Origin of the sequence: Pseudoalteromonas rubra (genome assembly GCF_001482385.1) — a bacterium.
Taxonomy (GTDB): Bacteria; Pseudomonadota; Gammaproteobacteria; order Enterobacterales; family Alteromonadaceae; genus Pseudoalteromonas; species Pseudoalteromonas ardens.
Window position 1 is genome coordinate 3,571,126 of record NZ_CP013611.1, and the last position, 22,873, is coordinate 3,593,998.

Annotated in this window: 19 protein-coding genes; 8 read left to right on the forward strand and 11 right to left on the reverse strand. The window is 49.0% G+C overall.

The window, feature by feature from the left end:
- Positions 1-37 precede the first annotated feature (37 nt).
- Positions 38-2,833: a bifunctional [glutamate--ammonia ligase]-adenylyl-L-tyrosine phosphorylase/[glutamate--ammonia-ligase] adenylyltransferase gene (gene glnE, locus AT705_RS15465; protein ID WP_058797260.1), complete on the forward strand. Its 2,796-nt coding sequence runs from the start codon at positions 38-40 to the stop codon at positions 2,831-2,833.
- A 39-nt stretch (positions 2,834-2,872) separates the two neighbouring features.
- Here glnE and AT705_RS15470 read toward each other — a convergent pair whose 3' ends face one another.
- The 3 genes from AT705_RS15470 to tolC form a co-directional block, all read right to left on the reverse strand.
- Positions 2,873-3,481 (reverse strand): TcpQ domain-containing protein, encoded by a 609-nt coding sequence (locus AT705_RS15470; protein ID WP_058797261.1) that lies wholly within the window; start codon positions 3,479-3,481, stop codon positions 2,873-2,875.
- Positions 3,482-3,509: 28 nt separating this feature from the next.
- Positions 3,510-4,436 (reverse strand): LpxL/LpxP family Kdo(2)-lipid IV(A) lauroyl/palmitoleoyl acyltransferase, encoded by a 927-nt coding sequence (gene lpxL, locus AT705_RS15475; RefSeq protein WP_058797262.1) that lies wholly within the window; start codon positions 4,434-4,436, stop codon positions 3,510-3,512.
- A gap of 173 nt (positions 4,437-4,609) precedes the next feature.
- Positions 4,610-5,956: an outer membrane channel protein TolC gene (tolC, locus tag AT705_RS15480; RefSeq protein WP_058797263.1), complete on the reverse strand. Its 1,347-nt coding sequence runs from the start codon at positions 5,954-5,956 to the stop codon at positions 4,610-4,612.
- 235 nt (positions 5,957-6,191) lie between these two features.
- Here tolC and AT705_RS15485 point away from each other — a divergent pair, with 235 nt between their 5' ends.
- The 7 genes from AT705_RS15485 (at position 6,192) to AT705_RS15515 (ending at position 13,676) form a co-directional block, all read left to right on the forward strand.
- Positions 6,192-6,821: an NUDIX domain-containing protein gene (locus tag AT705_RS15485; protein WP_058797264.1), complete on the forward strand. Its 630-nt coding sequence runs from the start codon at positions 6,192-6,194 to the stop codon at positions 6,819-6,821.
- Between the two features lie 24 nt (positions 6,822-6,845).
- Positions 6,846-7,286 carry a DUF1249 domain-containing protein gene (locus AT705_RS15490; RefSeq protein WP_010383068.1) on the forward strand — a complete coding sequence of 147 codons (441 nt, stop codon included), beginning with the start codon at positions 6,846-6,848 and terminating at the stop codon, positions 7,284-7,286.
- Positions 7,273-8,046 (forward strand): metallophosphoesterase, encoded by a 774-nt coding sequence (locus AT705_RS15495; protein WP_058797265.1) that lies wholly within the window; start codon positions 7,273-7,275, stop codon positions 8,044-8,046. Before AT705_RS15490 ends, AT705_RS15495 begins: the two co-directional genes overlap by 14 nt.
- A complete protein-coding gene (locus AT705_RS15500) occupies positions 8,031-8,627 on the forward strand; it encodes a YqiA/YcfP family alpha/beta fold hydrolase (protein WP_058797266.1) in 597 nt (198 codons plus the stop codon). The genes AT705_RS15495 and AT705_RS15500 overlap by 16 nt, the downstream gene beginning before the upstream one ends.
- Positions 8,624-10,513, forward strand: a complete 1,890-nt coding sequence (gene parE, locus AT705_RS15505) for a DNA topoisomerase IV subunit B (protein ID WP_010383065.1) — start codon at positions 8,624-8,626, stop codon at positions 10,511-10,513. The genes AT705_RS15500 and parE overlap by 4 nt, the downstream gene beginning before the upstream one ends.
- Before the next feature lie 80 nt (positions 10,514-10,593).
- A complete protein-coding gene (gene parC, locus AT705_RS15510; protein WP_058797267.1) occupies positions 10,594-12,900 on the forward strand; it encodes a DNA topoisomerase IV subunit A in 2,307 nt (768 codons plus the stop codon).
- 230 nt (positions 12,901-13,130) lie between these two features.
- Positions 13,131-13,676, forward strand: a complete 546-nt coding sequence (locus tag AT705_RS15515; RefSeq protein ID WP_058797268.1) for a hypothetical protein — start codon at positions 13,131-13,133, stop codon at positions 13,674-13,676.
- Positions 13,677-13,760: 84 nt separating this feature from the next.
- Here AT705_RS15515 and AT705_RS15520 read toward each other — a convergent pair whose 3' ends face one another.
- The 8 genes from AT705_RS15520 to AT705_RS15555 all read right to left on the reverse strand — a co-directional run bounded on the left by AT705_RS15520 (position 13,761) and on the right by AT705_RS15555 (position 22,833).
- Positions 13,761-14,696: a hypothetical protein gene (locus tag AT705_RS15520; RefSeq protein WP_058797269.1), complete on the reverse strand. Its 936-nt coding sequence runs from the start codon at positions 14,694-14,696 to the stop codon at positions 13,761-13,763.
- 9 nt (positions 14,697-14,705) lie between these two features.
- Positions 14,706-16,088, reverse strand: coding sequence for a hypothetical protein (locus AT705_RS15525; protein WP_058797270.1), 1,383 nt, complete (start codon positions 16,086-16,088; stop codon positions 14,706-14,708).
- A gap of 198 nt (positions 16,089-16,286) precedes the next feature.
- Complete coding sequence (locus AT705_RS15530) at positions 16,287-17,525, reverse strand: sensor histidine kinase (RefSeq protein ID WP_058797271.1); 1,239 nt, start codon at positions 17,523-17,525, stop codon at positions 16,287-16,289.
- A complete protein-coding gene (locus AT705_RS15535) occupies positions 17,515-18,222 on the reverse strand; it encodes a response regulator transcription factor (RefSeq protein WP_058797272.1) in 708 nt (235 codons plus the stop codon). The genes AT705_RS15530 and AT705_RS15535 overlap by 11 nt, the downstream gene beginning before the upstream one ends.
- A gap of 12 nt (positions 18,223-18,234) precedes the next feature.
- On the reverse strand, positions 18,235-19,548 hold the full coding sequence (locus tag AT705_RS15540) for a serine hydrolase domain-containing protein (protein ID WP_058797273.1): 1,314 nt from the start codon (positions 19,546-19,548) through the stop codon (positions 18,235-18,237).
- Positions 19,549-19,936: 388 nt separating this feature from the next.
- Positions 19,937-21,274: a radical SAM/SPASM domain-containing protein gene (locus AT705_RS15545; protein ID WP_058797274.1), complete on the reverse strand. Its 1,338-nt coding sequence runs from the start codon at positions 21,272-21,274 to the stop codon at positions 19,937-19,939.
- A 46-nt stretch (positions 21,275-21,320) separates the two neighbouring features.
- Positions 21,321-21,500 carry a hypothetical protein gene (locus tag AT705_RS15550; protein WP_040645059.1) on the reverse strand — a complete coding sequence of 60 codons (180 nt, stop codon included), beginning with the start codon at positions 21,498-21,500 and terminating at the stop codon, positions 21,321-21,323.
- 436 nt (positions 21,501-21,936) lie between these two features.
- Positions 21,937-22,833 carry a LysR family transcriptional regulator gene (locus tag AT705_RS15555; RefSeq protein ID WP_058797275.1) on the reverse strand — a complete coding sequence of 299 codons (897 nt, stop codon included), beginning with the start codon at positions 22,831-22,833 and terminating at the stop codon, positions 21,937-21,939.
- Between the last annotated feature and the right edge of the window lie 40 nt (positions 22,834-22,873).

Below are 22,873 nucleotides of genomic sequence, written 5' to 3' on the forward strand. Positions count from 1 at the left end.
TAACACCGCTTTTTGCAATTGCACTGGAGATTTTTCTATGGATTTCGGTGGCTTACCCCGGGCTCTTGGGGAGCTGGCAGAGGAACGCTGTCAGGCACTGTTTGCTCAACATACAAGCAACCCGGCCGTGCTCAGGCTACTTGGATTGAGTGATTTTGCGTATCGCATATTGCAGCGTCATCCAGATTGGATTGACTGGTTGCTGGATCACGAACAAATGCAACAAAGAGCGTGTCCCGTCCCGCTCACGGAACCTCTCGCGGAACTGGATGAAGCCAGCTGCTTCAGACAACTGCGTGAATACCGTCAGCGCTACTGGCTCAAGTTGATGTGGCTTGATCTGGTGGAGGGGAATTCAATCGCCGACAGTATTGCTTATCAGTCAAGACTCAGTGAAACGCTGATCGACTGGGCAAACCGATGGGCACATGCTTGTGTCGCCAAAAGCAATGGTCAGGTGTGCGATGAGCATCAAACGCCTGTACCAATGCTGGTGCTGGGGATGGGCAAATTGGGCGGTGGTGAACTGAACTTTTCCTCGGATATCGACTTGATATTTACCTATCCGTTTGCCAAACCGACTGAAGGTGGACGCCGTAGTATCGAAGCGCAAGTGTTCTACACCAAAGTGGCGCAAAAGCTCATTGCCGCGCTTGATCACTGTACCGCCGATGGTCAGGTGTTTCGCGTTGATATGCGCTTGCGGCCTTTTGGAGACAGTGGCCCTTTGGTCATGAGTTTTGCAGCTATGGAAGATTATTATCAGGATCAGGGTAGGGAGTGGGAGCGCTATGCGATGCTAAAGGCGCGCCTGCTTGGTGAAGAAAACCGTTACTGGGATGAATTTAAAACCCTGATCCGTCCCTTTGTGTTTCGTCGCTATATTGACTTTTCGGTGATTGAATCTTTGCGCAAAATGAAGCACATGATTGCCCAGGAGGTACGGCGCAAAGGGCTGACGAATAACATTAAGCTCGGCGCTGGCGGGATCCGTGAAGTGGAGTTTATTGTTCAGGCATTGCAAATGATCCGCGGCGGTCGCGAACCGGAATTACAAACCCCGTCATTGCTGTCGGCGTTAGCACAGCTTCAGCACTTGTCCTTGATCCCAGCGGAAGTCGGGAAAGTCTTGTCTCAGCAATATCTGTTACTGCGTCGTACAGAACAATATTTACAGGCGTTCGATGATTGCCAGACACAGACGTTGCCGGACGATGAACTGGGTCAGCAGCGTCTGGCGGTACTGTTAGAGTGCACGTCATATAGCGAAGTACTCTCTATGCTGGAGCAGGCGCAGGTTGCGGTTCGGGCTGAGTTTACTCAGGTTATAGGAGAAGAACCAGAACTTGGCGAGGCGCTGGCGCCGGAATACATCTCTGCCTGGGAGCAGCGCGATATCAGCTATCTGGAATCTCCGTTACCAGAGGCTGTCAGTGCAGCCTGGCAACAGTCCCTGGAGCAATTTCACCTCGGATTGAGTAAAACGCAAATGGGCACGCGCGGTAGGGATGTGCTGGATAAGCTGATGCCGGCTTTGCTCAGTGAAATAAACCGAGCACCGGTGGCTGAAATTCTCGACAGGGTGTTACAGGTGATCCTGAAAATCGCCTCGCGCACAGCTTACCTGGAGTTACTATTTGAAAACCGAGGGGCATTGCAGCAGCTGATTAAGCTGTGTGCGCACAGTGTCTGGATAGCTGAGCAGGTAGCACGCTATCCTATCTTGCTCGATGAGTTGATCGATCCGGCGGTACTTTACCGGCCGCTGCCGCTGAGTGCCTATTACAGCGAAGTTCAGCAGTACTTTTTACGCATCGACAGTGAAGATCTCGAATTACAGATGGAAGCGCTGCGTCAGTTTAAGCAGACTCAGGCATTACGGATTGCCGCAGCAGATGCCACTGGAGTGCTGGATATCATGAAAGTCAGCGATCATCTGACGGCACTGTCCGAAGCCATCATCGCCAAAGCGGTGGACATCGCCTGGCAACAAATGGTGAGCCGTTATGGCACACCTGAAGGAGCAGATGCGGAGCACAAAGGCTTTGCTGTGGTGGCCTATGGCAAAGCGGGTGGGCTGGAGCTGGGATACAACTCAGATCTTGATCTGGTGTTCGTGCATAATCGCGATGGCAACAGTGTTACCACTGGGGACAAATCTATTTCATCACGTCAGTTTTATTTGAAACTGGCGCAGCGCTTAATGCACCTGTTCAATACCCGTACTAATTCCGGCATTTTGTATGAACTGGACACCCGCTTGAGACCGGAGGGGAACTCGGGCCTGCTGGCGATAAACGTCGAGAGTTTTTATCAATATCAGCAGGAGCAGGCCTGGACTTGGGAGCATCAGGCGCTGGTGCGCACGCGTATGGTGCTGGGTGAACCTGAACTGGTCGCGCGCTTTAACGAGATCCGCCATGAGATACTGTGTCAGCACCGCGATAACGGCTCGCTGAGCAAAGACATTGTTGAGATGCGTGAGAAGATGCGCGGTCATCTGGACAAGAGCACTGAGGTGGAGTTTGATTTAAAGCAGGGGGTTGGCGGGATGACGGATATCGAGTTTATTGCACAATACCTAGTGCTCAACTACGCGCATACCCATCCGGAGCTGGCACGATTCCCCGATAATATTCGGATCTTTGAAATGGCCCATCACGCCGGAGTAATTGATAATGCCACTCAGTCGGCCCTGACTGAGGCATATTGTGAGTTTCGGGATCGTTATCACCTGCATAGTCTTAACGCAGGTGGGCGCGGTGTGGCCATGCATGAGGTGGCTGAGTGGGTGGATGCAGTGAAGGTCGCCTGGCAGCGTCTGTTGGGTTAATGGTAGCCGGAGAAGGAGGCCTTTCTCCGGCCTGAAAGCTTATTTAGTTAACCGGCGGCAGTTTTCACGCACAAAGCGAGAGGGCTTTTGGGTGATGATGGCGGCGCGCTGGCGGTGACAAAAGAAAGTGAATACTTCAAACTCAAAGTCATCATTGATGGCGGTGCCGACCTGATACAGGGTCGAAACAAAGTTGGTATCGACGCGAAAGTTATGTTTTACCACATAATCTTTGTCCAGATACCAGAACAGCTCGATGTCTTCTTGTTTGGCATAGTTGGTCAGCACGCCACGCAGGGTGTCGCCACTGTCAAAGCGACGCGGCTGGATCTCTCCGGTCCAACGCTGTGGAGCAGGTTTGACTACCAGGCCACGCTGCGCAATGGCATCATCCAGTGGGTAGGTCGGTTTACCCAAGTCCAGGACGTATTTTTCACGCTCCGTATTGCGCTCATTAAAATTGCGTTTAAACCCTTCGTAAAACTGGGTAAATCCGCGTGCGGCGGCGTTGGTGGTGTCACGAAATTCCATTGACGGGACATTGCCATACAAAAAGTAATAGGCGGCCCACACCAACAACACACCCAACGACAGGTGTTTGGTCCAGAACCACAGGTTTGATAAGCGTTTTGAACGTTTCTTAGCCATACTGTCACGACACACTTTATGCTAATGGTTACTCATAATACGACGGCGCGTTTTCATCCGGACGCGTTTTAAAGCGTCTGTGCAGCCACATGTATTGTTCCGGGGCCTCATTAATGGCCTGCTCCATACGCTGATTAACCCGTGTGACGTCGCTCAGCGGGTCGTCACTTGGGAAGTCAGCCAGCGCAGGTTGGATCTTTATGTGGTATTTACCCTGCTCATCGCGAACGCCATGTAGACTTAATGTCTCACAATTTTTGCTTCCTGCAAAGAGCAGTGTTCCTGTTGTAGAGGCAGCGTCGGACACGGCAAAGAAAGGCGCAAATTCGCAGCGATTGCGTCCATAGTCTTGATCCGGCAGGTAATAGCACATTTTTTTGTTTTTCAGTGCCTGCAATAAACCTTTGACATCGCGCTTGCCAATCAGGAACTCATTAGAACGCAAGCGGCCCTTAGTCATAAAGTACTCCATCAATGGGTTATTGTGTGGGCGGTAAAAACCGATCCCCGGCTGAGCAATACCCAGCACTCTGCCCAGCATTTCCAGATGCAGCATATGTGGGACTAGCAACAGGACACCTTTGCCATTGGCCTGCGCCTGTTCAACGTACTTTATGCCTTTTATGGAGCCGACGACCCGATTGAGCCGCCATTGGGGCCACCACCAGGCCATTGAGGTTTCGAAGGTCGCGATACCTGTGTTTTCCATATTTTTCAGGACCATATCGGCACGTTGTTGCGCGTCCATAGTGGGAAAGCACAAACGCAAATTGACATCCGCAATACGACGACGCTTTTTTAACAGGCGGTGCACCAGGCGACCGAGCATTTTCCCCAGCCACAGTTGAATACCTTGCGGCAGCCAGGTCAGAGCATACATAAAAAACACACTCAGCCAGGTTGGCCAGAATTTTGGGGCTAAAAATGCCAGCTTAAAGGTGGGGTTGTTAACCAAAAGTGCACTCTCTTTCAAACTTCAAAGGGTTAGTTTAGCGATATCGGCTGAGCAGCTCAAGAGAGTGATGATGAGCACCGACCTAGTGCCACTTATCTGACAGAGCAGAGACTGGGTAAATCGCAGGCAGAAAAAACCGGTTTACACCGGTTTTTTGCTCGAGCGAATAAGGATTAACCTGCGACAAGGCCTTTGTTGATGGCCTCTAAGTCGCTGCGGCTCAGTGTACCTGCTGCTTGTTTCAGCTTCAGTGTTGATAACACATACTGATAACGCAGGTTAGCCAGGTTACGCTTAGCGCTGTAAAGGTTTTGGGTGCTTATCAGTACGTCAACAATGGTACGAGTACCCACTTCAAAGCCTGCCTCGGTCGCCTGCAATGCACTTTCTGCTGAGACAACCGCTTGCTCCAGTGCGCGATAGGTTGCAACGTCAGACATCACCTGGTTATACGAGGTGATCACCGAGCGGGTAACGTTGCGCATAGAGGCTTCCAGATCTTCACTGGCTGCAACGTACAGGGCGCGTGCCTGATCGGTTGCGGCGACTGTTTTGCCACCTGAATAGATAGGCACATTGAAAGTCAGGCCGATGCTGGTGCCATCTGTACGAGGTGACAGCTCCGCGCCTTCAGTGTTACCCAAAGAATCAGAATACGACGCTTGTAAACTCAGCGTTGGATAGTGGCCTGCCTGCGCAAGATCGATTTGATCCTGTGCAATGTCCAGTGCCGATTTAGCGACCTGTAGTGACAGGTTTTGTTCTTTCGCTAAGGTAATGAAGTCGTTGGACTGTCTGTTTGGCTTCACGGTAGAGAAGCTGTCCGTATTGAGCTTATCCAGCTTTGCATGGTACTTACCTGTGATGGTACGCAGGGTTTCGCGAGCCGTTTCAACGTTGTTCTGAGCAACGATTTCGTTAGCCACAGACTGGTCGAACTGAGCTTGTGCTTCGTGTACGTCCGTGATGGCAGTCAGACCCACCTCATAGCGTTGCTTGGTTTGCTCCAGCTGACGCTCGATGGCACGTTTTTCAGCCTGTACAAATTCCAGATTGTCCAGTGCGCTCAATACATCAAAGTAGCCTTGTGCAACACGCACAATCAGGTCTTGTTGTTGCTGCTCGTAGCTGGTCAGTGCCTGCATCGCCTGTTTCTCGGCAATGGTCAAATTCTGCCAGGTGGCCATGCTAAAAATAGTCTGGTTCAGTGTGACACTACGCGTGATCGAATCACTCCAAGTATCCACTACGGTGTAGGTTGAAGCATCGTTTTGACCGGGTAATGTAGACTCACCATCATTATCGGTGTAGCTCATTGAAAAACCCAATGAAGGCAGCAGATCGCCTAATGCCGAATCCTGGGCATATTTTTGTGCATCAGCCTGGGCTTTGGCCTTTAATACCGTTGGATCGTTAGCGGTGGCAATTTCGTACACTTGCAACAGGTCTTCTGCCTGTGAAGCTGTGCTGGACAGGGCGCAGGCAACACCGATAAACAGAGATAGAATGCTTTTTTTCATTGTTTGCTCAGTCCTTAGACAATTTTTAGTTGTCGGCATGTTACCTTGTTTTAGTCAATTCCCATATAAGGAAAATAGTAAATCGGTCAGAACAAGTGTAACAGAATATAATACTGTGCCACCTGAGACTTCTGACAGGTAACGAGCAGTAAAATAAGATAAAATTCGAGAACATCTATGATGGGGGTTCAGGGTTAAAAATTAAACCCCGATCAAGAAAAAAATGAGATGAAACATGAAACCAATTGCACAATTTAATCATCAGGACGTCGAATTAGATGAGCCTAAGCGGTGTTATGACAAATTCTTTAAAATTGACTTGTATGCATTTAAGCATGCGTTATTTGCCGGCGGCCAGTCGCAGACCATTTATCGCGAAATTTTAGAACGTGGTCACGCTGTGGCTGTGTTGCCTTACGACCCCGTGACCGATCAGGTCTTACTGATTGAGCAGATCCGCATCGGGGCACTTTCAACCAAAGATTCTCCATGGTTATTGGAGTGTATTGCGGGCATGGCTGAGGGCAGTCTGGATTATGAAGGGGTGGTGCGCAAAGAAGCCATGGAAGAAGCGGGGCTTAAGCTAGATGAGCTGCATTACATGACGTCTTACTTGTCCAGTCCGGGCGGCACGACGGAGCGTTTGTATTTGTATCTGGCTAAGGCTGATCTGAGTCAGGCGGGGGGCATTTATGGTTTACCGGAAGAAGGGGAAGACATCAAAGTGCATGTGATACCCTTTAGCGATGCCATGGCGCGACTGGAAAGTGAGGAAATTGATAACGCTGCCACTGTGATTAGTCTACAATGGTTGGCGTTACATAAACCCAAGATGTTGGCGCAGTGGCAATCTCAGCCGGTATAAAGTGAGGTCGTTTGATCAACGGTTATGCAAAAAGAATACATCCAGTCTTTACCTAAATACATTACCTTGTGTGAACGCAATTATTTGCGGGCACTGAAACTGCTGCCTGAAGAAACCGTCGGAAATAGTCGGGAGTTACATCTTGGGGCAGCAAGTTATCACATCCGCATTGATGGTATTGCCCGTTATACCACGGATATTGCGGTGGTTCAGAAACAACAGATCAGTGCCCACCTGGATGATTTTGTGTTGTCTGTGCGCCTTTACCACGATGCAAAAGTGGCTGAGGTGATCCACCATGATTTTCATCAGCGCATTAAGCCATCGTATCGCTATCCTAATCCGGATATGCATCACAAAGATGAAAAATACCAGCTCAATGCATTTTTGGCAGACTGGCTGATGGCGTGTCTCGAAAGTGGCCGGATACCGCTCAACTGGGATGTTAACAATGGCCTGGTTTGAACAACGTCACCAGTTTTATGGGGCAGAGTTACGTCTGGCACACATCACAGACAGCCACCTGTTTGGCAGCCGAGAGGGATGCTATTTTGAGGTCAATACAGCGGCGCATTTTAGGAAGGTGCTCAATGCCCTGGCAGAGGAGCAACTGGATGGGGTGGTATTTGGGGGTGACTTAACTCAGGACCACAGTGTGGCCTCGTATGCATTGTTTGCTGAGCTGGTGGCGCAATCGGCGCTTGAGTGTCCGTTGTTTTGGGTGCCGGGCAATCATGACGACTTGACTTTGCTGGCACAGATCAGTGAAGGGCAGATCAGTGCTGCCAAGTATTTGCAGTGTGAACAGGGGGATATCGTGTTGCTCAACAGTAAGGGACCGACGCCCGCAGGCTGGTGTGAGGCAGCACACCTGAGGGAGTTGCAGCAGCAATTAAGTGAAGGTGCTCACTCTGTTCTGGCCTTTTGCCATCATCATCCACTGCCGATAGACGGTTATCTTGACAAGCATATGCTGGAAAACGGCCCTCAGCTGCTTAATATGCTGGTCAACAGCCAACGTGTTGAGGCGCTCATTCATGGCCATGTACATAATGCGTATACCCAGTCGTTTCGCGCTTTACCTGTCTATGCCACGCCGGCGACTTCCATCCAGTTCGCCAAGTATACGCGTGACTGGCAGCAGCATAATACAGGCCCAGCCTACCGCCTCATTCACTGGACAGCACAGGGGGTGCATACTGAGGTTAAATGGCTCGCAAATTAATTTATATTCATGGCTTTAATAGCTCAGATCAGTCCTTCAAAGCGCAACAGTTAGGCCAGTGGCTTGCGCAGCAGGCGTTTACGTGTTGCTATCTGACGCCGCGTTTGCACTACGATCCGGCGATTGCCATTGTGCAGCTGGAACAGCTAATAGACCCAGACACTGCGCTGATCGGTAGCTCCCTGGGCGGCTATTATGCAACTTACCTGGCGCAGCAGCATGGTTTGCGCGCTGTGGTCGTGAACCCGGCAGTGAGGCCATTTGAATTGTTGCATGATTATCTCGGTCCTCAGTATAATCCTTACCAGCAACAGCATTACACGCTGACGCACCAGCATGTTGAAACCTTGCGTCAGCTCTACGTTGAGTCACTGCACTCACCAGAAAATATTTTATTGCTACAACAAAGCGGCGATGAAGTGTTACCCTATCAACAGGCAGTGAACTACTTCAGCGCCAGCCCTGGCCACATTGAATTTGGCGGGGACCATAGTTTTATGGGTTTTGAGCGTTACTTTGAGACCCTAGTCAGGTTTCTTAACATCACCAACACAAGCGAAGAAAATCAGATCCAATTATGAGTCAGCAGAATTATAATGCCGAAGCCATTGAGGTGTTGAATGGCCTGGAGCCGGTGAAACGCCGACCTGGCATGTATACCGACACCACACGACCAAACCACCTTGGCCAGGAAGTGATAGATAACAGTGTCGATGAAGCCCTGGCCGGTCATGCCAGCAAGATCGATGTGATCCTGCATGAAGATAACTCGCTGCAGGTGATCGACGATGGACGCGGCATGCCCGTGGATATTCACCCTGAAGAAGGGATCCCGGGTGTCGAACTGATCCTGACCAAACTGCACGCTGGTGGTAAATTCTCCAATAAAAACTATCAATTTTCCGGTGGTCTGCACGGGGTAGGTATCTCGGTAGTGAATGCCTTATCGACCCGGGTTGAGATCACGGTTAAGCGCGATGCTCAGGTGTATCAGATGGCCTTTGAGCACGGCGACAAAGTCGAAGACTTAGAAGTCACAGGCACGGTTGGTAAACGCAATACTGGCACCTCAGTCCAGTTTTGGCCTGATGCCAGCTATTTTGATTCTGCTAACTTCTCACTCAGTAAGCTCAATTACTTGCTTAAAGCCAAAGCGGTATTGTGTCCTGGCCTGCGTATTCGTTTTATCAATAAACAAACCAAAGAAACGCAGGAGTGGTGCTATGAGTCGGGTCTGGAAGATTACTTAAAAGACAGCGCAAAAGGGTATGAGACCTTGCCACAAAGCCCGTTTGTGGGCAGTTTTAGTGGCTCAACCGAAGGGGTCGACTGGGCATTACACTGGTTGCCTGAGGGCGGCGAGTCCATTACCGAAAGCTATGTGAATCTGATCCCAACTGCGCAAGGCGGGACACATGTCAACGGCCTGCGCCAGGGCCTGCTGGAAGCCATGCGTGAGTTTTGCGAATTTCGTAACCTGTTACCGCGCGGTGTGAAACTGACCCCAGACGATGTCTGGGACAAGTGTAGCTATGTGCTGTCGGTGAAAATGCAGGATCCGCAATTTGCCGGTCAAACCAAAGAAAAACTATCATCGCGTTCTTGCGCTACGTTTGTCTCGGGTATTGTAAAAGATGCCTTCAGTCTGTGGCTAAATGAGCACACAGACACCGCTGAAGCCCTGGCTGAGTTGTGTATCAGTAATGCGCAGAAGCGTATGCGAGCGGCCAAGAAAGTGGTGCGCAAAAAGGTCACCAGTGGCCCGGCATTACCCGGTAAACTGACCGACTGTTCTGGTTCAGAAACCGAGCGCTCGGAGCTGTTTCTGGTGGAAGGGGACTCGGCAGGCGGTTCAGCCAAACAGGCGCGCGATCGTGAGTTTCAGGCCATTATGCCGTTGCGGGGTAAAATCCTGAATACCTGGGAAGTCGACTCCGGGCAGATCTTGGCCTCGCAGGAAGTTCACGACATCTCAGTGGCACTGGGTATTGACCCGGACTCTGAAGACCTGTCAGCGCTGCGCTATGGCAAAGTCTGTATTCTGGCCGATGCCGACTCCGACGGACTCCATATTGCCACTTTGCTGTGTGCCTTGTTCGTTAAACACTTTCCGGAGCTGGTACGTCGTGGTCATGTGTATGTGGCCATGCCACCGCTGTTCCGTATCGATGTCGGTAAAGAGGTGTTCTATGCGCTGGACGAAGATGAAAAGCGCGGCATATTAGATCGCATTGAAGCAGAGAAAAAGCGCGGTAAAGTCAATGTACAACGCTTTAAAGGATTGGGTGAAATGAACCCTATGCAGCTGCGCGAAACCACCATGGATCCAAATACCCGCCGTCTGGTGCAACTGACCCTGGATGAGCCCGAAGAGACGCTCGAAGTGATGGACATGCTACTGGCGAAGAAGCGTGCCGGCGACAGAAAGAGCTGGCTGGAACAACATGGTGATAAAGCAGAAGTCTAAGCTTGCTGCCAAGAATTGAATTCGGATGATTACGCCAACGCGATAACTCGTGTGCGGTACAACAAACAATAAGGTGTATCATGACAGATCCGCAAACCCTGTCCTTGCAGGGGATTGAACAACTGGCGATGGGCCGCTTCACAGAAGACGCCTATCTCAATTACTCCATGTATGTGATCATGGACCGGGCCTTGCCGCATATTGGCGACGGTCTGAAGCCAGTACAAAGGCGTATTGTGTATGCCATGAGTGAGCTGGGCCTGTCGGCCGCGGCTAAGTATAAAAAGTCTGCCCGTACTGTGGGTGATGTGTTGGGTAAATACCACCCACACGGTGACAGCGCCTGTTACGAAGCCATGGTGTTGATGGCGCAGCCGTTCTCTTATCGTTACCCGTTGATCGACGGTCAGGGTAACTGGGGTGCCGCTGACGACCCTAAATCGTTTGCGGCAATGCGTTACACTGAAGCACGTTTGTCGAAGTTCTCAGAAGTGCTTTTGAAAGAGCTGGGTCAGGGCACTGTTGACTGGATCCCGAACTTTGACGGCACCATGAACGAGCCTATGGTGCTGCCGGCTCGATTGCCGCACATTTTGCTTAATGGTGTTACCGGGATTGCCGTGGGCATGGCCACAGATATTCCACCACACAATGTGCGCGAGCTGGCCGAAGCCTGCTGTACCTTGCTGGATAAGCCAAAAACCACCCTGGAAGAAGTACTGGAGATGGTTCAGGCACCGGATTATCCGACTGAAGCTGAGATCATCACGCCAAAAGCAGAGATCCAGAAAATTTACACCACCGGACGTGGTTCCATCAAGATGCGTGCGGTGTATGAAGAAGATCAGGGCGAAGTGGTGATCACTGCGCTGCCTCATCAGGTGTCTGGTGGCAAAGTGCTGGAGCAGATTGCTGCACAGATGACTGCCAAGAAGCTGCCCATGGTAGCCGATTTGCGCGATGAATCAGATCATGAAAACCCCACCCGCATTGTGGTGGTACCGCGCTCAAATCGCGTCAAAGTTGAGCCGTTAATGGCACATCTGTTTGCCACCACAGATCTGGAGAAGAACTACCGGGTTAACCTCAATATGATTGGCCTGGATGGTCGCCCGCAGGTTAAAGATTTGCGTACTATCCTGGCTGAGTGGTTGGTGTTCCGTCGTGATACGGTGCGCCGTCGCTTGCAGTATCGCCTCGATAAGGTGCTGGCGCGATTGCATATTCTTGAAGGTTTAATGATTGCCTTTTTGAATATCGACGAAGTGATTGAGATTATTCGTACCGAAGACAAGCCAAAAGAAGAGTTAATGAGTCGCTTTGGGCTGTCAGATAAACAAGCTGAAGCCATTTTAGATTTAAAGCTGCGCCACTTGGCGAAGCTTGAAGAAATGAAGATCCGCGGTGAGCAGGATGAGCTGAGCGCCGAGCGCGACAAGCTGGAGCAGACTCTGGGCTCAGAGCGCAGAATGTCGACGCTGCTGAAAAAAGAAATTCGCGAAGCCGCTGAGCTGTACGGTGATGAGCGTCGTTCACCGGTTGTTGAGCGCCTTGAAGCTAAAGCCCTGAGCGAAAAAGACTTGATCCCGTCAGAATCGGTCACTGTGGTGCTGTCTGAAAAAGGCTGGGCCCGGGTTGCTAAAGGTCATGATATTGATGCCGAAGGGCTCAATTACCGCGCCGGGGACAGCTATAAAGCGTCGGCCAAAGGCCGCAGTAATCAGCCTGCGGTGTTCCTCGACAGCTCCGGCCGGGCATTTGCCACCGATGCGCATAGTCTGCCATCCGCCCGTAGCCAGGGGGAGCCGATGACTGGTCGCTTTAACCTGGCAGCGGGGACTAATTTTGAACATGTGGTGATGGGCGAAGAGCAGTCGCTCTACCTGATGGCCACTGATGGGGGTTATGGCTTTATTGCCGAGTTTAATGACCTGGTCAGTAAAAACAAAAACGGTAAGGCCCTGGTTAGTATCCCGAAAGGGGCTGAGCTGATGGCCCCTATCACCGTTGGCGATGTGGCCACCGATCGTTGTATGGCGATTTCTAACGAAGGCCGGATGTTGATCTTCCCATTGCGTGACTTGCCTAAGCTGGCCAAAGGTAAAGGCAATAAGATCATCTCGATCCCGAGTGCCAAAGTACAGGCCCGTGAGGAGTTTGTTAAAGTGCTTGCAGCAATACCCGATGGCTGTGCCGTGACCTTACATGCTGGTAAGCGTAAACTCACGCTCAAACCTGGCGATTTGGAGCACTACTATGGTGAACGAGGTCGTCGCGGTAACAAGCTGCCCAGAGGCCTGCAACGGGTTGACGGGTTTGAAATTGAATTCAATGGTCAGGATGCCACAGACCTGCAAGATAACGAGCAGTCATCAGACGAGTCCTAATTTATTAACAGGCATAATGCATGTGTAAGGCATTATGTCTGCTTTTTCTTCACTTTGATTTATGATTATGAAACGCTTCACCTGAATGCGGCTTCTCCTTCCCATATATCTGGTCATTACAGTATGCCTGTTATTTTGCTTCTCTGATTGAAGAACCTCTATAAGTGTTTGATTAATTTGCTGGTATAATTTAAAAAATAGGAGCGAGAACTAGGTGAGGGATAACAACAATGTCGATATTACAAGTACCATTAAAATCGCTTTGTCTGGTTGTGATGAGTACCTCTCTGATGGGATGCAGCTACTTTTGGAATCATGATATCGAGCTAAAGGGCTGTTTTCCTGCGCTTGAGTACCATATTTCAGTCGCAGATGAGCCCATTTACCGATCATCATTCATTGATAGTCACAATTCACTGATTGCAGCAGGTTACGATTTTTATGTGGTCAATTATTATATGCCATCATCTTTTGCCGGAGAAAATGGGGAGTCACTGCGGCAAAAGGTGGTTCAGATGTCAGGAAACTACAGCATGAATGGTGACATGGTTATATCTGTACCTAGCTGGGGTGAGCGGTATCTGGGTGGAAGTGCCATTGCCTTGAATTTTCCTATTGCCTATCAAGGGGAAAATGGCGTGTTTAATGCCTACACAATGGGAGACAGTGGTATTGCATTACCGCAAGGGCTCAGTACGCACTGCAAGGAGAGGATTGTCGATGCATGCGAAGGGCGGCACTGCCGATTTTTAAAGTATCTGAGCCTTGAACAATAAGCTCAGGCAGGCCCGCTTTTTAGCCAGCCTGTGGTGAAATATCCAGCTATTTAACAATAACTGGATATTGATGAGGGTAGTAACCTAGATGCTGGGCTCTATTCTTAAAGAAAACAAAACGGTTTCCCCGCTTACCTTATGTATTTCATACTCTAAATACCCCTCTTTACTGACGTAATCCATATCGTGGATCAGAGTAAAAGAGTAATTTTGGCCCTTCTGGATAACCTGATCCTTAATCTCTCTACCACCTTGCCAGACCTTTAATCGTAGCGCTCCATCGCTGCCACCTTTATTGGAAACCGAGAACCGCTTAGGTGCATTGATACCTAGCCCGAACTTACCTGTTTTATTTACGGCAGTGGTACCGTAGCCATCCGTGACATAGCCATGTCTGTCGATGATTGAGAGCGCATGGAAACCAGTGTGATCAGGTTTGAGTGCTTCATTGTTTTTGAGTACACACGTGGTGCTGTCATCTGCGCTTTTGATCACTTTTCTGAATTTATTTACGTTCTTAAGATAGGCTGTGAGACGTTCGCGAGAATCCATATTCATGGCAGCAACACGGTTGATTAGAGTACGGCCTTCAGTATCTAAACAGTTACTGGCTTTTTGGCTCTCAACATACGAGTAAATGACCTGGTGTGGCAACATCAAGCCTTCTCGTATGCTGTCCATTGCCGGTGAGCTTGGCGCTGTGACTATTTTCCGTGTATAGGCAGCCACGTGATATAGATACCCACGTTTTTCCTGGTCTAAGGGATATTGCCTGGCAATATAGTGTTCGATGTCATCGCGGATCCCATCGTCGTCTGAGTCGGTGCTCCCCAGGCTGCCATCATCTTGCGGAGCGGGGGGTAAGTTATGCTCGTATACAAGAACGAGCGGAATAGTGATGCCACCAAGTGAAATCGGTACTAACCCACCCACAGGGCCCTCTTCGATTTTTGAAACGTCAACCGCAAAGCTTGGGCTGGACAGTGCACCAAATAATATAAGTATCAATAAGTTCTTCATAATTATTCCTTAATACAAACACTTAAGTGTTGCACTCCAGTTAACACTATAAGCTGCTTGAGTTGTCGCTGTGTGCCTGATACCAAACGTAAAGCTGCCATTATTATTTCTGTTGTAATAAATTGGATTGCTGGATGAAGTCATGTTATTCATTAATGTTTTGGTGCGAACGCGTGAGTCTTTGCCAAACTTCCAATTAAATTCAACATTGTTCCCTAAAGAAGAAGGGTTGGCGCCCCAGACGGCAAAGCTTAGATTGAACTTGGTACCAACGGGTGGCCAGAAGGTACGTTCAAAGCCAGAAAAGTAGCCATTTTTTGAGTGAGAGGGAGTGTGCTTTTCCACGCTTTGAAATGTGACGGTGTAGTTCTTTCCATTGTGTAAACACGTCAGTTCAGGCTCCGAGCCTCCATCGTCCTCATTGTCTGGCCGCTTTTCCATTTCTTCAAACGCTTTGACCACGTCATTGATGATCTTTTGTTTTGAAGTGTAATGGCCCCGGGTAAAGGCATCGCGTCTGATATAAGTCTCGGCCAGACCATGTCCAGTAACATCTTGATAAATGGGAATGCTGACATTGGCTGCCCTGGGCTCTTTATGGGCCGGTTTTATTGCGCGAATTGCATTCATAACCAGATCCCGCGTGTTGGTTGTGTGAGGTCCACCCCCTTTGGTGGTGACCGCGGGTGTTGCGACCGATACAATTTCCAGATGATTTAGAAAGGTATCCCCATATCGGGCCGCTATCGCGTCATAGACTTCATTGGCGTAAAAGTTGCCCTGAGAGTGAGCCAGCAAAACCACATTATAGTTAGCGTTTATATAGGAAAGGGATTTACTAATCATGGCTTCCAGATCTTTGTCTGTCGGCTGATTGTGGAAATCAATGATGCTGGCAAGCAGCTGAATGTTCTCTACGTTCGAACCACCTAACGATAAGTAGGCGGCCTCACGCCAGTAGTCAGCTGACGAGTTGCGGTTTTCATCCCGCTCTTTCTGTGCCAATACTTCCATGAATTGCTCAAGCTTATCTTCATTCATGTTGTACACATGATCAATGGCATGGACGTGCCGACTAAACGCGCTACGTACCGCTGGTTTGTTTTTACCCAGTGCCTCTTCATCCGTAAACATACCATTGAGGTATATCAAGGCACGTTTGCGTGCCGAGCTGCCATCTTTGCTCGAGCTTGCCCGGCTCAGGCTTGTGCTCGATACACTCTGTGGTACAGCATCGGCAGTCAAAAACTCATTGGATGCGAGTTGTGTGGGGGTCAGAGGAACAAAGTCAGCCTGGTTGAAGTAGTGAGGTACTTCACTGTCGCTGGCTAATGCTGCTGAGGCATACAGCAGAGGTATACCACAGCCAAGGGCCAATAGTTTCTTTTGCATTTATTAAAGCACTCCTTTGAAGCTATAAATGGGTCATTGTTATCGATTTAATGTCGACTATTTTTTTACTGGGTGTAGATTATATATGACAGTATCATGTCAGGGACAGAATTACTAAAGGCAGGTGTTTGATCTAAATTACTTTTTTGGAAATAAGATACCCAAATTATGCAAGGGGACGTTTTACTTGCCTGTGCTCTACGGCAATGGCTTCTTAACGCTCAGTGAAACGCTAAAGACCTGGTTGTTTTGTTGGGCTTCAAAGCCCACATTAAATTTATCCATCAACGCTGCCACTAACTGCAGTCCCAGACCAAAGTTGTCATGAGCCGATGTTTCATTCGGCGCTTGCACAGTAGGGTTGCAGAAGCGGATCTGGGATTGGCTGATGCTAATCTGCCAATATTTATCGGCCTCTGATGTTTGGCAATGATGGATCACATTGGTTAATAGATTCAATATAACCAGTTCTAAAACGACCTCGGGAATGGGCAGTGAGAGTGTCTTGGGCGGATCCGGCTCATTGATCCGCACATCAATTTGGTGAAGGGCTACCAGTGCCTGAGATTCCGATAATACGGTGTCGAGTACATGGCGGACCTGAGTGGTATGTTGCTCTCTGGCATCCGATGTAAGCCACAGTAATGCACTGCTGATCCGGTGCATTCTTGCAATGGCCTTGTCGAGACGGTGATATGACTTTAGTGAGGCTAGCTCGGGTGCCGAGGCGCCGATCAGCTCCATCGAGTGTGACATCACTTGCAAGGGCGTTCTTATCTCATGGGCCATACCCTGGTTAAATGCAATTTGCTGCTGCAACAGCTGTGTTTTTTGTTCCAGTGCATCCACTAATTTTTTTGCAATGACTTGAATATCTTGTTCTTCTATGTCGCTCAGTACGGCTTTGACCTCATTGATGTGCAAGTGCTCTGCAGCAATGGCATGGTGGATTTTGCTAAATGGCCGAAGTGCTTTTTCAGAGAGCTTATTAGAAAACCAGTAGGTCAGCAGTAATGTGGGCAGCAACATCAATAACATTATTACCAAAATATCATCGATGGCGCGGGATATGATCCCCAACTCTGAGCTATTGAGAAGCAGGACGCCAAGATCGGTTTTCATAAAATGAAAATGCTCATCACCCCGGTTAAATTCTCCAAAGTGCGCGTCAAACTCAAAGTATTTAAGCTGCTCGCTGTCAGACAGAGTAAAGGTCTCGGTCTGTGTGACTAAGGTCATGTTAGCGGGTAATGATCCACCTTGCTGGAGCATGTGATAGGTCTGCTTAAGTTGATCTTTAAAAACGGCATCTTCCAGAGCAAAGACAATAAACAGGGTCATACCTGAAAAGAGCAAAAACAGCGTAAATGCAAGCCATAAGCTGTGTTGCCTGACACGTGAGAGTAAAGTGGGCTGACTTGAAGGTTTAAGCAACATGGTTACTGGCCAGGGTAAATTTGTAACCTACTCCTTTGATTGTCTCGATAAAGTCTTGATCAAAGTGAGCTTTGAGTTGTTTTCTCAGTTTGTATATATGTGCCCTGAGCGGGTCGCTGTCTGGTGTTTCATGGGGCCATAACTGGGCATGAAGCGTCGGTGTTTTTACCACATTTGGTGCATGAACAAGGAGTAACTTTAATATCTCATAACCGATATTATGCAGCTGCAGGCTTTTGTTCTGATAGGTGAGCTGTAACGTCTCCGGGTCGAGCGTCACGTCTTCAAAGGTAATGACATCGGTTAGCGTGGTTGGTGGCATTGATTTCATTAACCCAACATCGATCCGGGCAGTCAACTCCGCAAATGAGAAGGGTTTTTTCAGGTAATCCCAGGCACCACTGGCAAAGCCTTGCAGGATGTCTTGCTCGTGACTACGAGAAGACATCATGATCACAGGGATTTTGGCCAAATGCTGACCCAACGCGTTGTCTGACAACTGACGGCAGACATCGTAACCATTCACAAACGGTAAGTTGATATCTAACAAAACGAGTTGATAGCGGTTTTGCTCCAATAGGACGAGGGCTTGTTTGCCGGTGTAGGCAAAGTCGAGTTCATGGCCTTTGGGCTCCAAAAACTCAGCAATGCCTTGTGCAATATCCATATCATCTTCAACTATCAGAATGTGTGCCATGTTTAATTCACTTTATAACTCGGTTTTAGCGTTTTGAGCACGCATTTGAGGTGCGTCAATCAGGGTATAAATGTGGGGGATTAACCACTTTTCGAGTGCCACCCAGCCGTCTTCTACCTGCATCATCGCGACCACTTCAAGCTGAGATTTTGGGTCGCTCCAAAATATGGTACCGCCCATACCGCCCCAAAAGAAGGTCCCTTCCTGGCGAAGGTCACCGGCTGTTTCCTTAATTCCTACACCGTAACCAAAACCTACGCCTTTGTATACCCTTGGCATAAAGTGCGTGTCCAGCCCCTGCGTTTTAGTACTGAGCATAGTGTTAACCAAGTGCTCGGATAACAGGGTCTGGCCATTAAATTTCCCCTGATTCGAAAGCATGGAAACGAAGTTACTGTAATCTTGCGCAGTTGAGATAAGCCCGCCACCACCCGAGAGTAAAACCGGTTTGTTTAAATAGTCACTATCTGCGCCTTCTTCGCGAAAGAGAATTTTGTCTTTGTTGAACACATAGGCTTCTTCAAAGGTGGTCGCGTCATACTCATACATATCAACCAGTCGGTGTTCGCTGCCCTTTGGTACTGCGAAATGGGTGTCTTGCATGTTTAACGGTTCAAAAAGGTGGCGCGTCAGATAGATATCTAAAGGCAGGCCCGATACTTTTTCGATAATGGCACCCTGAATGTCACTGGCAATCGAATACTCAAAGCGTTCCCCCGGCGTAAATTTAAGGTCTATGCCAGACAAGTCGTCAATCATCTCGTCCAGGGTATTGCCACGGCTCAGTGGATTAGCCAGCAAATAGCGAATATCAATCCAGTTTTTTAGCCCGCCGCCATAACCAAATCCGGCGGTATGTGAGAGTAAGTGATGGATGGTGACCGTATGTGGTTGTCCATCGACTTCGAGCACATCCAGATCAGGTAAAAATTTGCGAATATCATCTGTTAAAGCGATTTGGCCGCTGTCGACCAGCTGTAACAAAGCCACTGACGTGATGGGTTTACTCATTGAAAAAATACGGAACAGCGCATCTTTTGTCATTGGCTTGGATTGTTTGACATTTACTTTGCCGTACGCATTGTAATGTACCAGTTTGTTTTGGTGTTTCACCATCAACACCAATCCCGGTAAGTGGTGCTCAGCGAGTAATTGCTCTATGTGTGCATCGAGCGTGTCTGAGGCCGTGTGTGCCGCATTTGGTGCTGTGGTATTGGTGACTGTGGAGTCAGGCGCCGCCATTGTGTGTGATGCCAGGCCAAATAGTGCCGCACAGATCAGTGTTGTCAGTGTACTTTTGTTTGGTTTAGTAGTCGCTGTACGCATGGTGTTTCCTTAAATTAGGTGGTTGTTAGCTGTTGAGTCACAGGTTAAATCAACCCAGGTAAACTCAATGTAAAACGGCTAATGCCACTGCGAGAAAATCGTAGGGCAACTTTGCGGCGTACGTGGTGAATGGAAAATACGTGATTTTTGATACTGACATTTTGATGAGAAATAAAGTGTTTAACTAACCAGGCATACAAGATCCTAGACACTTTCAGGATTAAAGTGATTCTCAGTCATAGCCATAGCAAACATCTTGTTTTCTGACAGGTGGTATTTGCTCCCTGCTTTGGTCTAGGCAAACAGGGAGTTCTGGAGACAATAGAAAACCTAATCTGAGCCAGTGTTAGCCCTGTACTCAGGCGGTAAATCTGGCGGTGTTCTGGGCTTATCCAAGCAATGCGCGGTAGTTATTGATGGCACTGGCCTTTTCTTCACGGATCAGGGTTACCAGGTCCAGCCCCTCGTCCTGCCAGCGCGCAGGGATCGCCATCTTCTCAGTTTGGAATTCGTCAGAGTCAGCGTTCATCACACAGAGCTCGTCGTGTATCGCAAAAACACCATGGTCGAACGACTTGCCCGGCGCTGCTTGCTGAATATAAAACCTTTCTCTTTGATTCTTTGCCGCTTTTTTTAGTGCTCTGTGATGACAATAGGGGTTATTTCCACGCTTGCCAAAAAACACATGTGCAGTCCAGTGACAGCCAGCACGGCAAACTGCTGCAAATTCGCAGCTTGCGCATTCGCCCCACAAATGCCGGGTGGCATCTTCAGGGGTGGTGACGTCGTTGATGCGTAGCTCAGGGCTATTTTGATAGATATCTTGTAATGTACGTTCACGAATGTTGCCACCGGTATAGGCCTCACTCGGTAATGAGGGACAGCCTTTAATACTGCCGTCAGCTTCAATGCCAATGGCATTTTGACCTGCACTGCATCCCCGTGAGAACGCCCATTTGGGGTCGGATGCAATGGGCTCTCTGAGTAACCTTTCGTAAGGTCCAAAGTAGCCAATATTATTCCCCATGTGTACCCGTATCCCTTCACGGTTGCCGCGTTTTGACAGGTATGCCAGCAGCGGGAAGACATCCAGTAATTCATATGGCTGGAGTAAAATATGGGCATTTTCAACTGCGTTACCCATGGGCACTGTCAGGGCCAATTGCCAGGCTGATATTCCGGCTGTAAGCAGCGCTTCGTACAGAGTGGGGAGCTCTGCAATTGACTCGCGATTGACCTGTGAGTTACAGCCTACCGGGATCCCTGCTTCGCGCAGGTGTGCAATGGTTTCAAAACACTTCTGCCAGGCGCCTTGCTTTCCTCTTAGCAGGTCATGGCTGCGCTCCATCCCGTCAATGGATAAAGAGACCGCCGCAATGCCAGCTTCCTTCATCCGTTTAGCTGTGCCGAGAGAAATCCCGTAGCCGCCCGTTGTCATGGTCGCTTTCATGCCTTTTTTGGTGATCTCTGCTGCGATCTCCAACCAATCGGGACGCATAAATGCTTCGCCGCCGATTAGGGTGACTTCTTTAATGCCCAGCTCAGCCATCTGCGCGACTAAATCCAGTGCTTCACTGGTGGATAACTCATCGACTCGGGCATCGCCCGCCCTGGAACCGCAATGATTACAGGCCAGGTTGCATTTCAATGTAATTTCCCAAACCGCATAAGTTTGTCTGTATGCCGCATTGATTCGGATATCAGATCTGTGCGCTAAATCAGTCATATTTGCCCCTAATCAGTTATGGTTGTGCGTGTTATGAAGCTGGCAATTAGTCAGCCAGACTTGAACCGTAGATCTGCACGCCAGGGCCGGTTGAATCTGCACCCATGGCATCTTGCTCAGCGCCTTTGCTTTGATAAGTGTTGCTTAGCTTTGAGCCACCTTCGATTTTTGCCAGTAATTGCTCTGCTTCAATAACCGCTTTTTTGTTTTGCTTTGTTGTTTTCATGGTATTACCTCGAAAAAAGTTAAAATGAATTTAGGTCTGATGACCTGCCGGTTGCAGCACAGTGCCACCGGGCACCGGGCAGGAAAAGCCGGTACAAGTTTAATCCTGCGAGGTCGGTGTCCCGCTGTCAAAATGACGAAATAACTTCAATATCAAATTAAATCAAAAGTTTATCTCGATAAATTATTGAGGGAATTGAACTTGATAAGGTTTGATAAGCGGGCTGGGAAGTTGGGTACTCAGTGAACACTGACGCTCCTGCGTGGAGTATGGTAACCCGTGAAGCGAGCAAGAAACGGCCAAAAACAGCAGTATCGCAAAGCAAAGGCTGCGAGTTTATTTATTGAGTGCGTTTACAAGGGACTGGCTTTTATCGTCGTCTCATTGGCAGGTTTATAGTGAGCATAGTCTGGCTGTTGCATTGATACAGACGTACTTACTTTGTATCCATCAACTCACTTAGTCCTGTTTTAAGGTGTGATAAGAGCGCAGTGACTTTTTTCTGAGGGTATTTGCGACCTGAGTAAAATGCATATAACACCAGATCTTCCGGTTCATGGTCTAACATGAGCTCCATTAAAGAGCCCGCCTCCAGCTCTGCCTGGCACATATGTCGCGGTAAAATGGCAAAGCCCAGTCCCTGGATTGCGGCGGCTTTAGCCATGTGGCCACTATTCACTTTATAACTGGATTGCACATGCAAGGTTCTATTGTGTTTGAATCGCCACGGGGCACCTTGTAGCACGGTCAGGCTGGTAATACAGGGCACTTTACTGAGTGTATCCAGCGAGTGCACATGGGCATGACGGTGCAGCAGTTCAGGAGCGCCTACAACACAGCTGGGCAGATGCAGAAGGGATTGTGAAACCCAGCCAGAGTCTTCCAGTGTGCCGCGGCCAAAGCGCACAACCAGATCTAACCCCTCCAGCATGCCTTCAGTGGGGTTTAATTGTGTGTCACAACTGAGTTGTATATCAGGGTGCTGGTGGCAGAAATCGGCGATAAGCGTTGCCAGTACAGGTAAATCTGGCGCAACCAGGTTGAGGTGGCCAGACAACGCATCATGGTGCTGAGACACCTCTATCAGTGCATCATCCATTGTTTGAATGAGCGGCTTAAGTGTCTGATAAAGTTGTTCGCCTGCCGCTGTCGGGCGCATTTTTCGTGTTGTTCGCTCCAGTAGTCGGGTGTTTAAGTGCTGCTCCAGCTGGGCTACATGGCGGCTGATATTGGATGTGGGCAGCTGGCGATGTTGTGCAGCCTGCTTAAAGCTTAACTTTTCATAGACTGCGGCAAAGCTCAATAGCCATTGAATATCGGTCCTTTCGATCATTCACTATCTCAATAAATGGGATTTACAAAGTCATAATACC

What these genes read in the sequence shown, in the direction of transcription:
- AT705_RS15520 (WP_058797269.1), bottom strand. Translation starts at nt 14,696, where the DNA reads ATGAAGAACTTATTGATACTTATATTATTTGGTGCACTGTCCAGCCCA.
- AT705_RS15540 (WP_058797273.1), bottom strand. Translation starts at nt 19,548, where the DNA reads ATGCGTACAGCGACTACTAAACCAAACAAAAGTACACTGACAACACTG.
- AT705_RS15535 (WP_058797272.1), bottom strand. Translation starts at nt 18,222, where the DNA reads ATGGCACACATTCTGATAGTTGAAGATGATATGGATATTGCACAAGGC.
- AT705_RS15495 (WP_058797265.1), top strand. Translation starts at nt 7,273, where the DNA reads ATGGCCTGGTTTGAACAACGTCACCAGTTTTATGGGGCAGAGTTACGT.
- parE (WP_010383065.1), top strand. Translation starts at nt 8,624, where the DNA reads ATGAGTCAGCAGAATTATAATGCCGAAGCCATTGAGGTGTTGAATGGC.
- AT705_RS15530 (WP_058797271.1), bottom strand. Translation starts at nt 17,525, where the DNA reads ATGTTGCTTAAACCTTCAAGTCAGCCCACTTTACTCTCACGTGTCAGG.
- parC (WP_058797267.1), top strand. Translation starts at nt 10,594, where the DNA reads ATGACAGATCCGCAAACCCTGTCCTTGCAGGGGATTGAACAACTGGCG.
- AT705_RS15500 (WP_058797266.1), top strand. Translation starts at nt 8,031, where the DNA reads ATGGCTCGCAAATTAATTTATATTCATGGCTTTAATAGCTCAGATCAG.
- AT705_RS15470 (WP_058797261.1), bottom strand. Translation starts at nt 3,481, where the DNA reads ATGGCTAAGAAACGTTCAAAACGCTTATCAAACCTGTGGTTCTGGACC.
- AT705_RS15545 (WP_058797274.1), bottom strand. Translation starts at nt 21,274, where the DNA reads ATGACTGATTTAGCGCACAGATCTGATATCCGAATCAATGCGGCATAC.
- AT705_RS15525 (WP_058797270.1), bottom strand. Translation starts at nt 16,088, where the DNA reads ATGCAAAAGAAACTATTGGCCCTTGGCTGTGGTATACCTCTGCTGTAT.
- AT705_RS15515 (WP_058797268.1), top strand. Translation starts at nt 13,131, where the DNA reads ATGTCGATATTACAAGTACCATTAAAATCGCTTTGTCTGGTTGTGATG.
- tolC (WP_058797263.1), bottom strand. Translation starts at nt 5,956, where the DNA reads ATGAAAAAAAGCATTCTATCTCTGTTTATCGGTGTTGCCTGCGCCCTG.
- AT705_RS15485 (WP_058797264.1), top strand. Translation starts at nt 6,192, where the DNA reads ATGAAACCAATTGCACAATTTAATCATCAGGACGTCGAATTAGATGAG.
- glnE (WP_058797260.1), top strand. Translation starts at nt 38, where the DNA reads ATGGATTTCGGTGGCTTACCCCGGGCTCTTGGGGAGCTGGCAGAGGAA.
- AT705_RS15550 (WP_040645059.1), bottom strand. Translation starts at nt 21,500, where the DNA reads ATGAAAACAACAAAGCAAAACAAAAAAGCGGTTATTGAAGCAGAGCAA.
- AT705_RS15555 (WP_058797275.1), bottom strand. Translation starts at nt 22,833, where the DNA reads ATGATCGAAAGGACCGATATTCAATGGCTATTGAGCTTTGCCGCAGTC.
- AT705_RS15490 (WP_010383068.1), top strand. Translation starts at nt 6,846, where the DNA reads ATGCAAAAAGAATACATCCAGTCTTTACCTAAATACATTACCTTGTGT.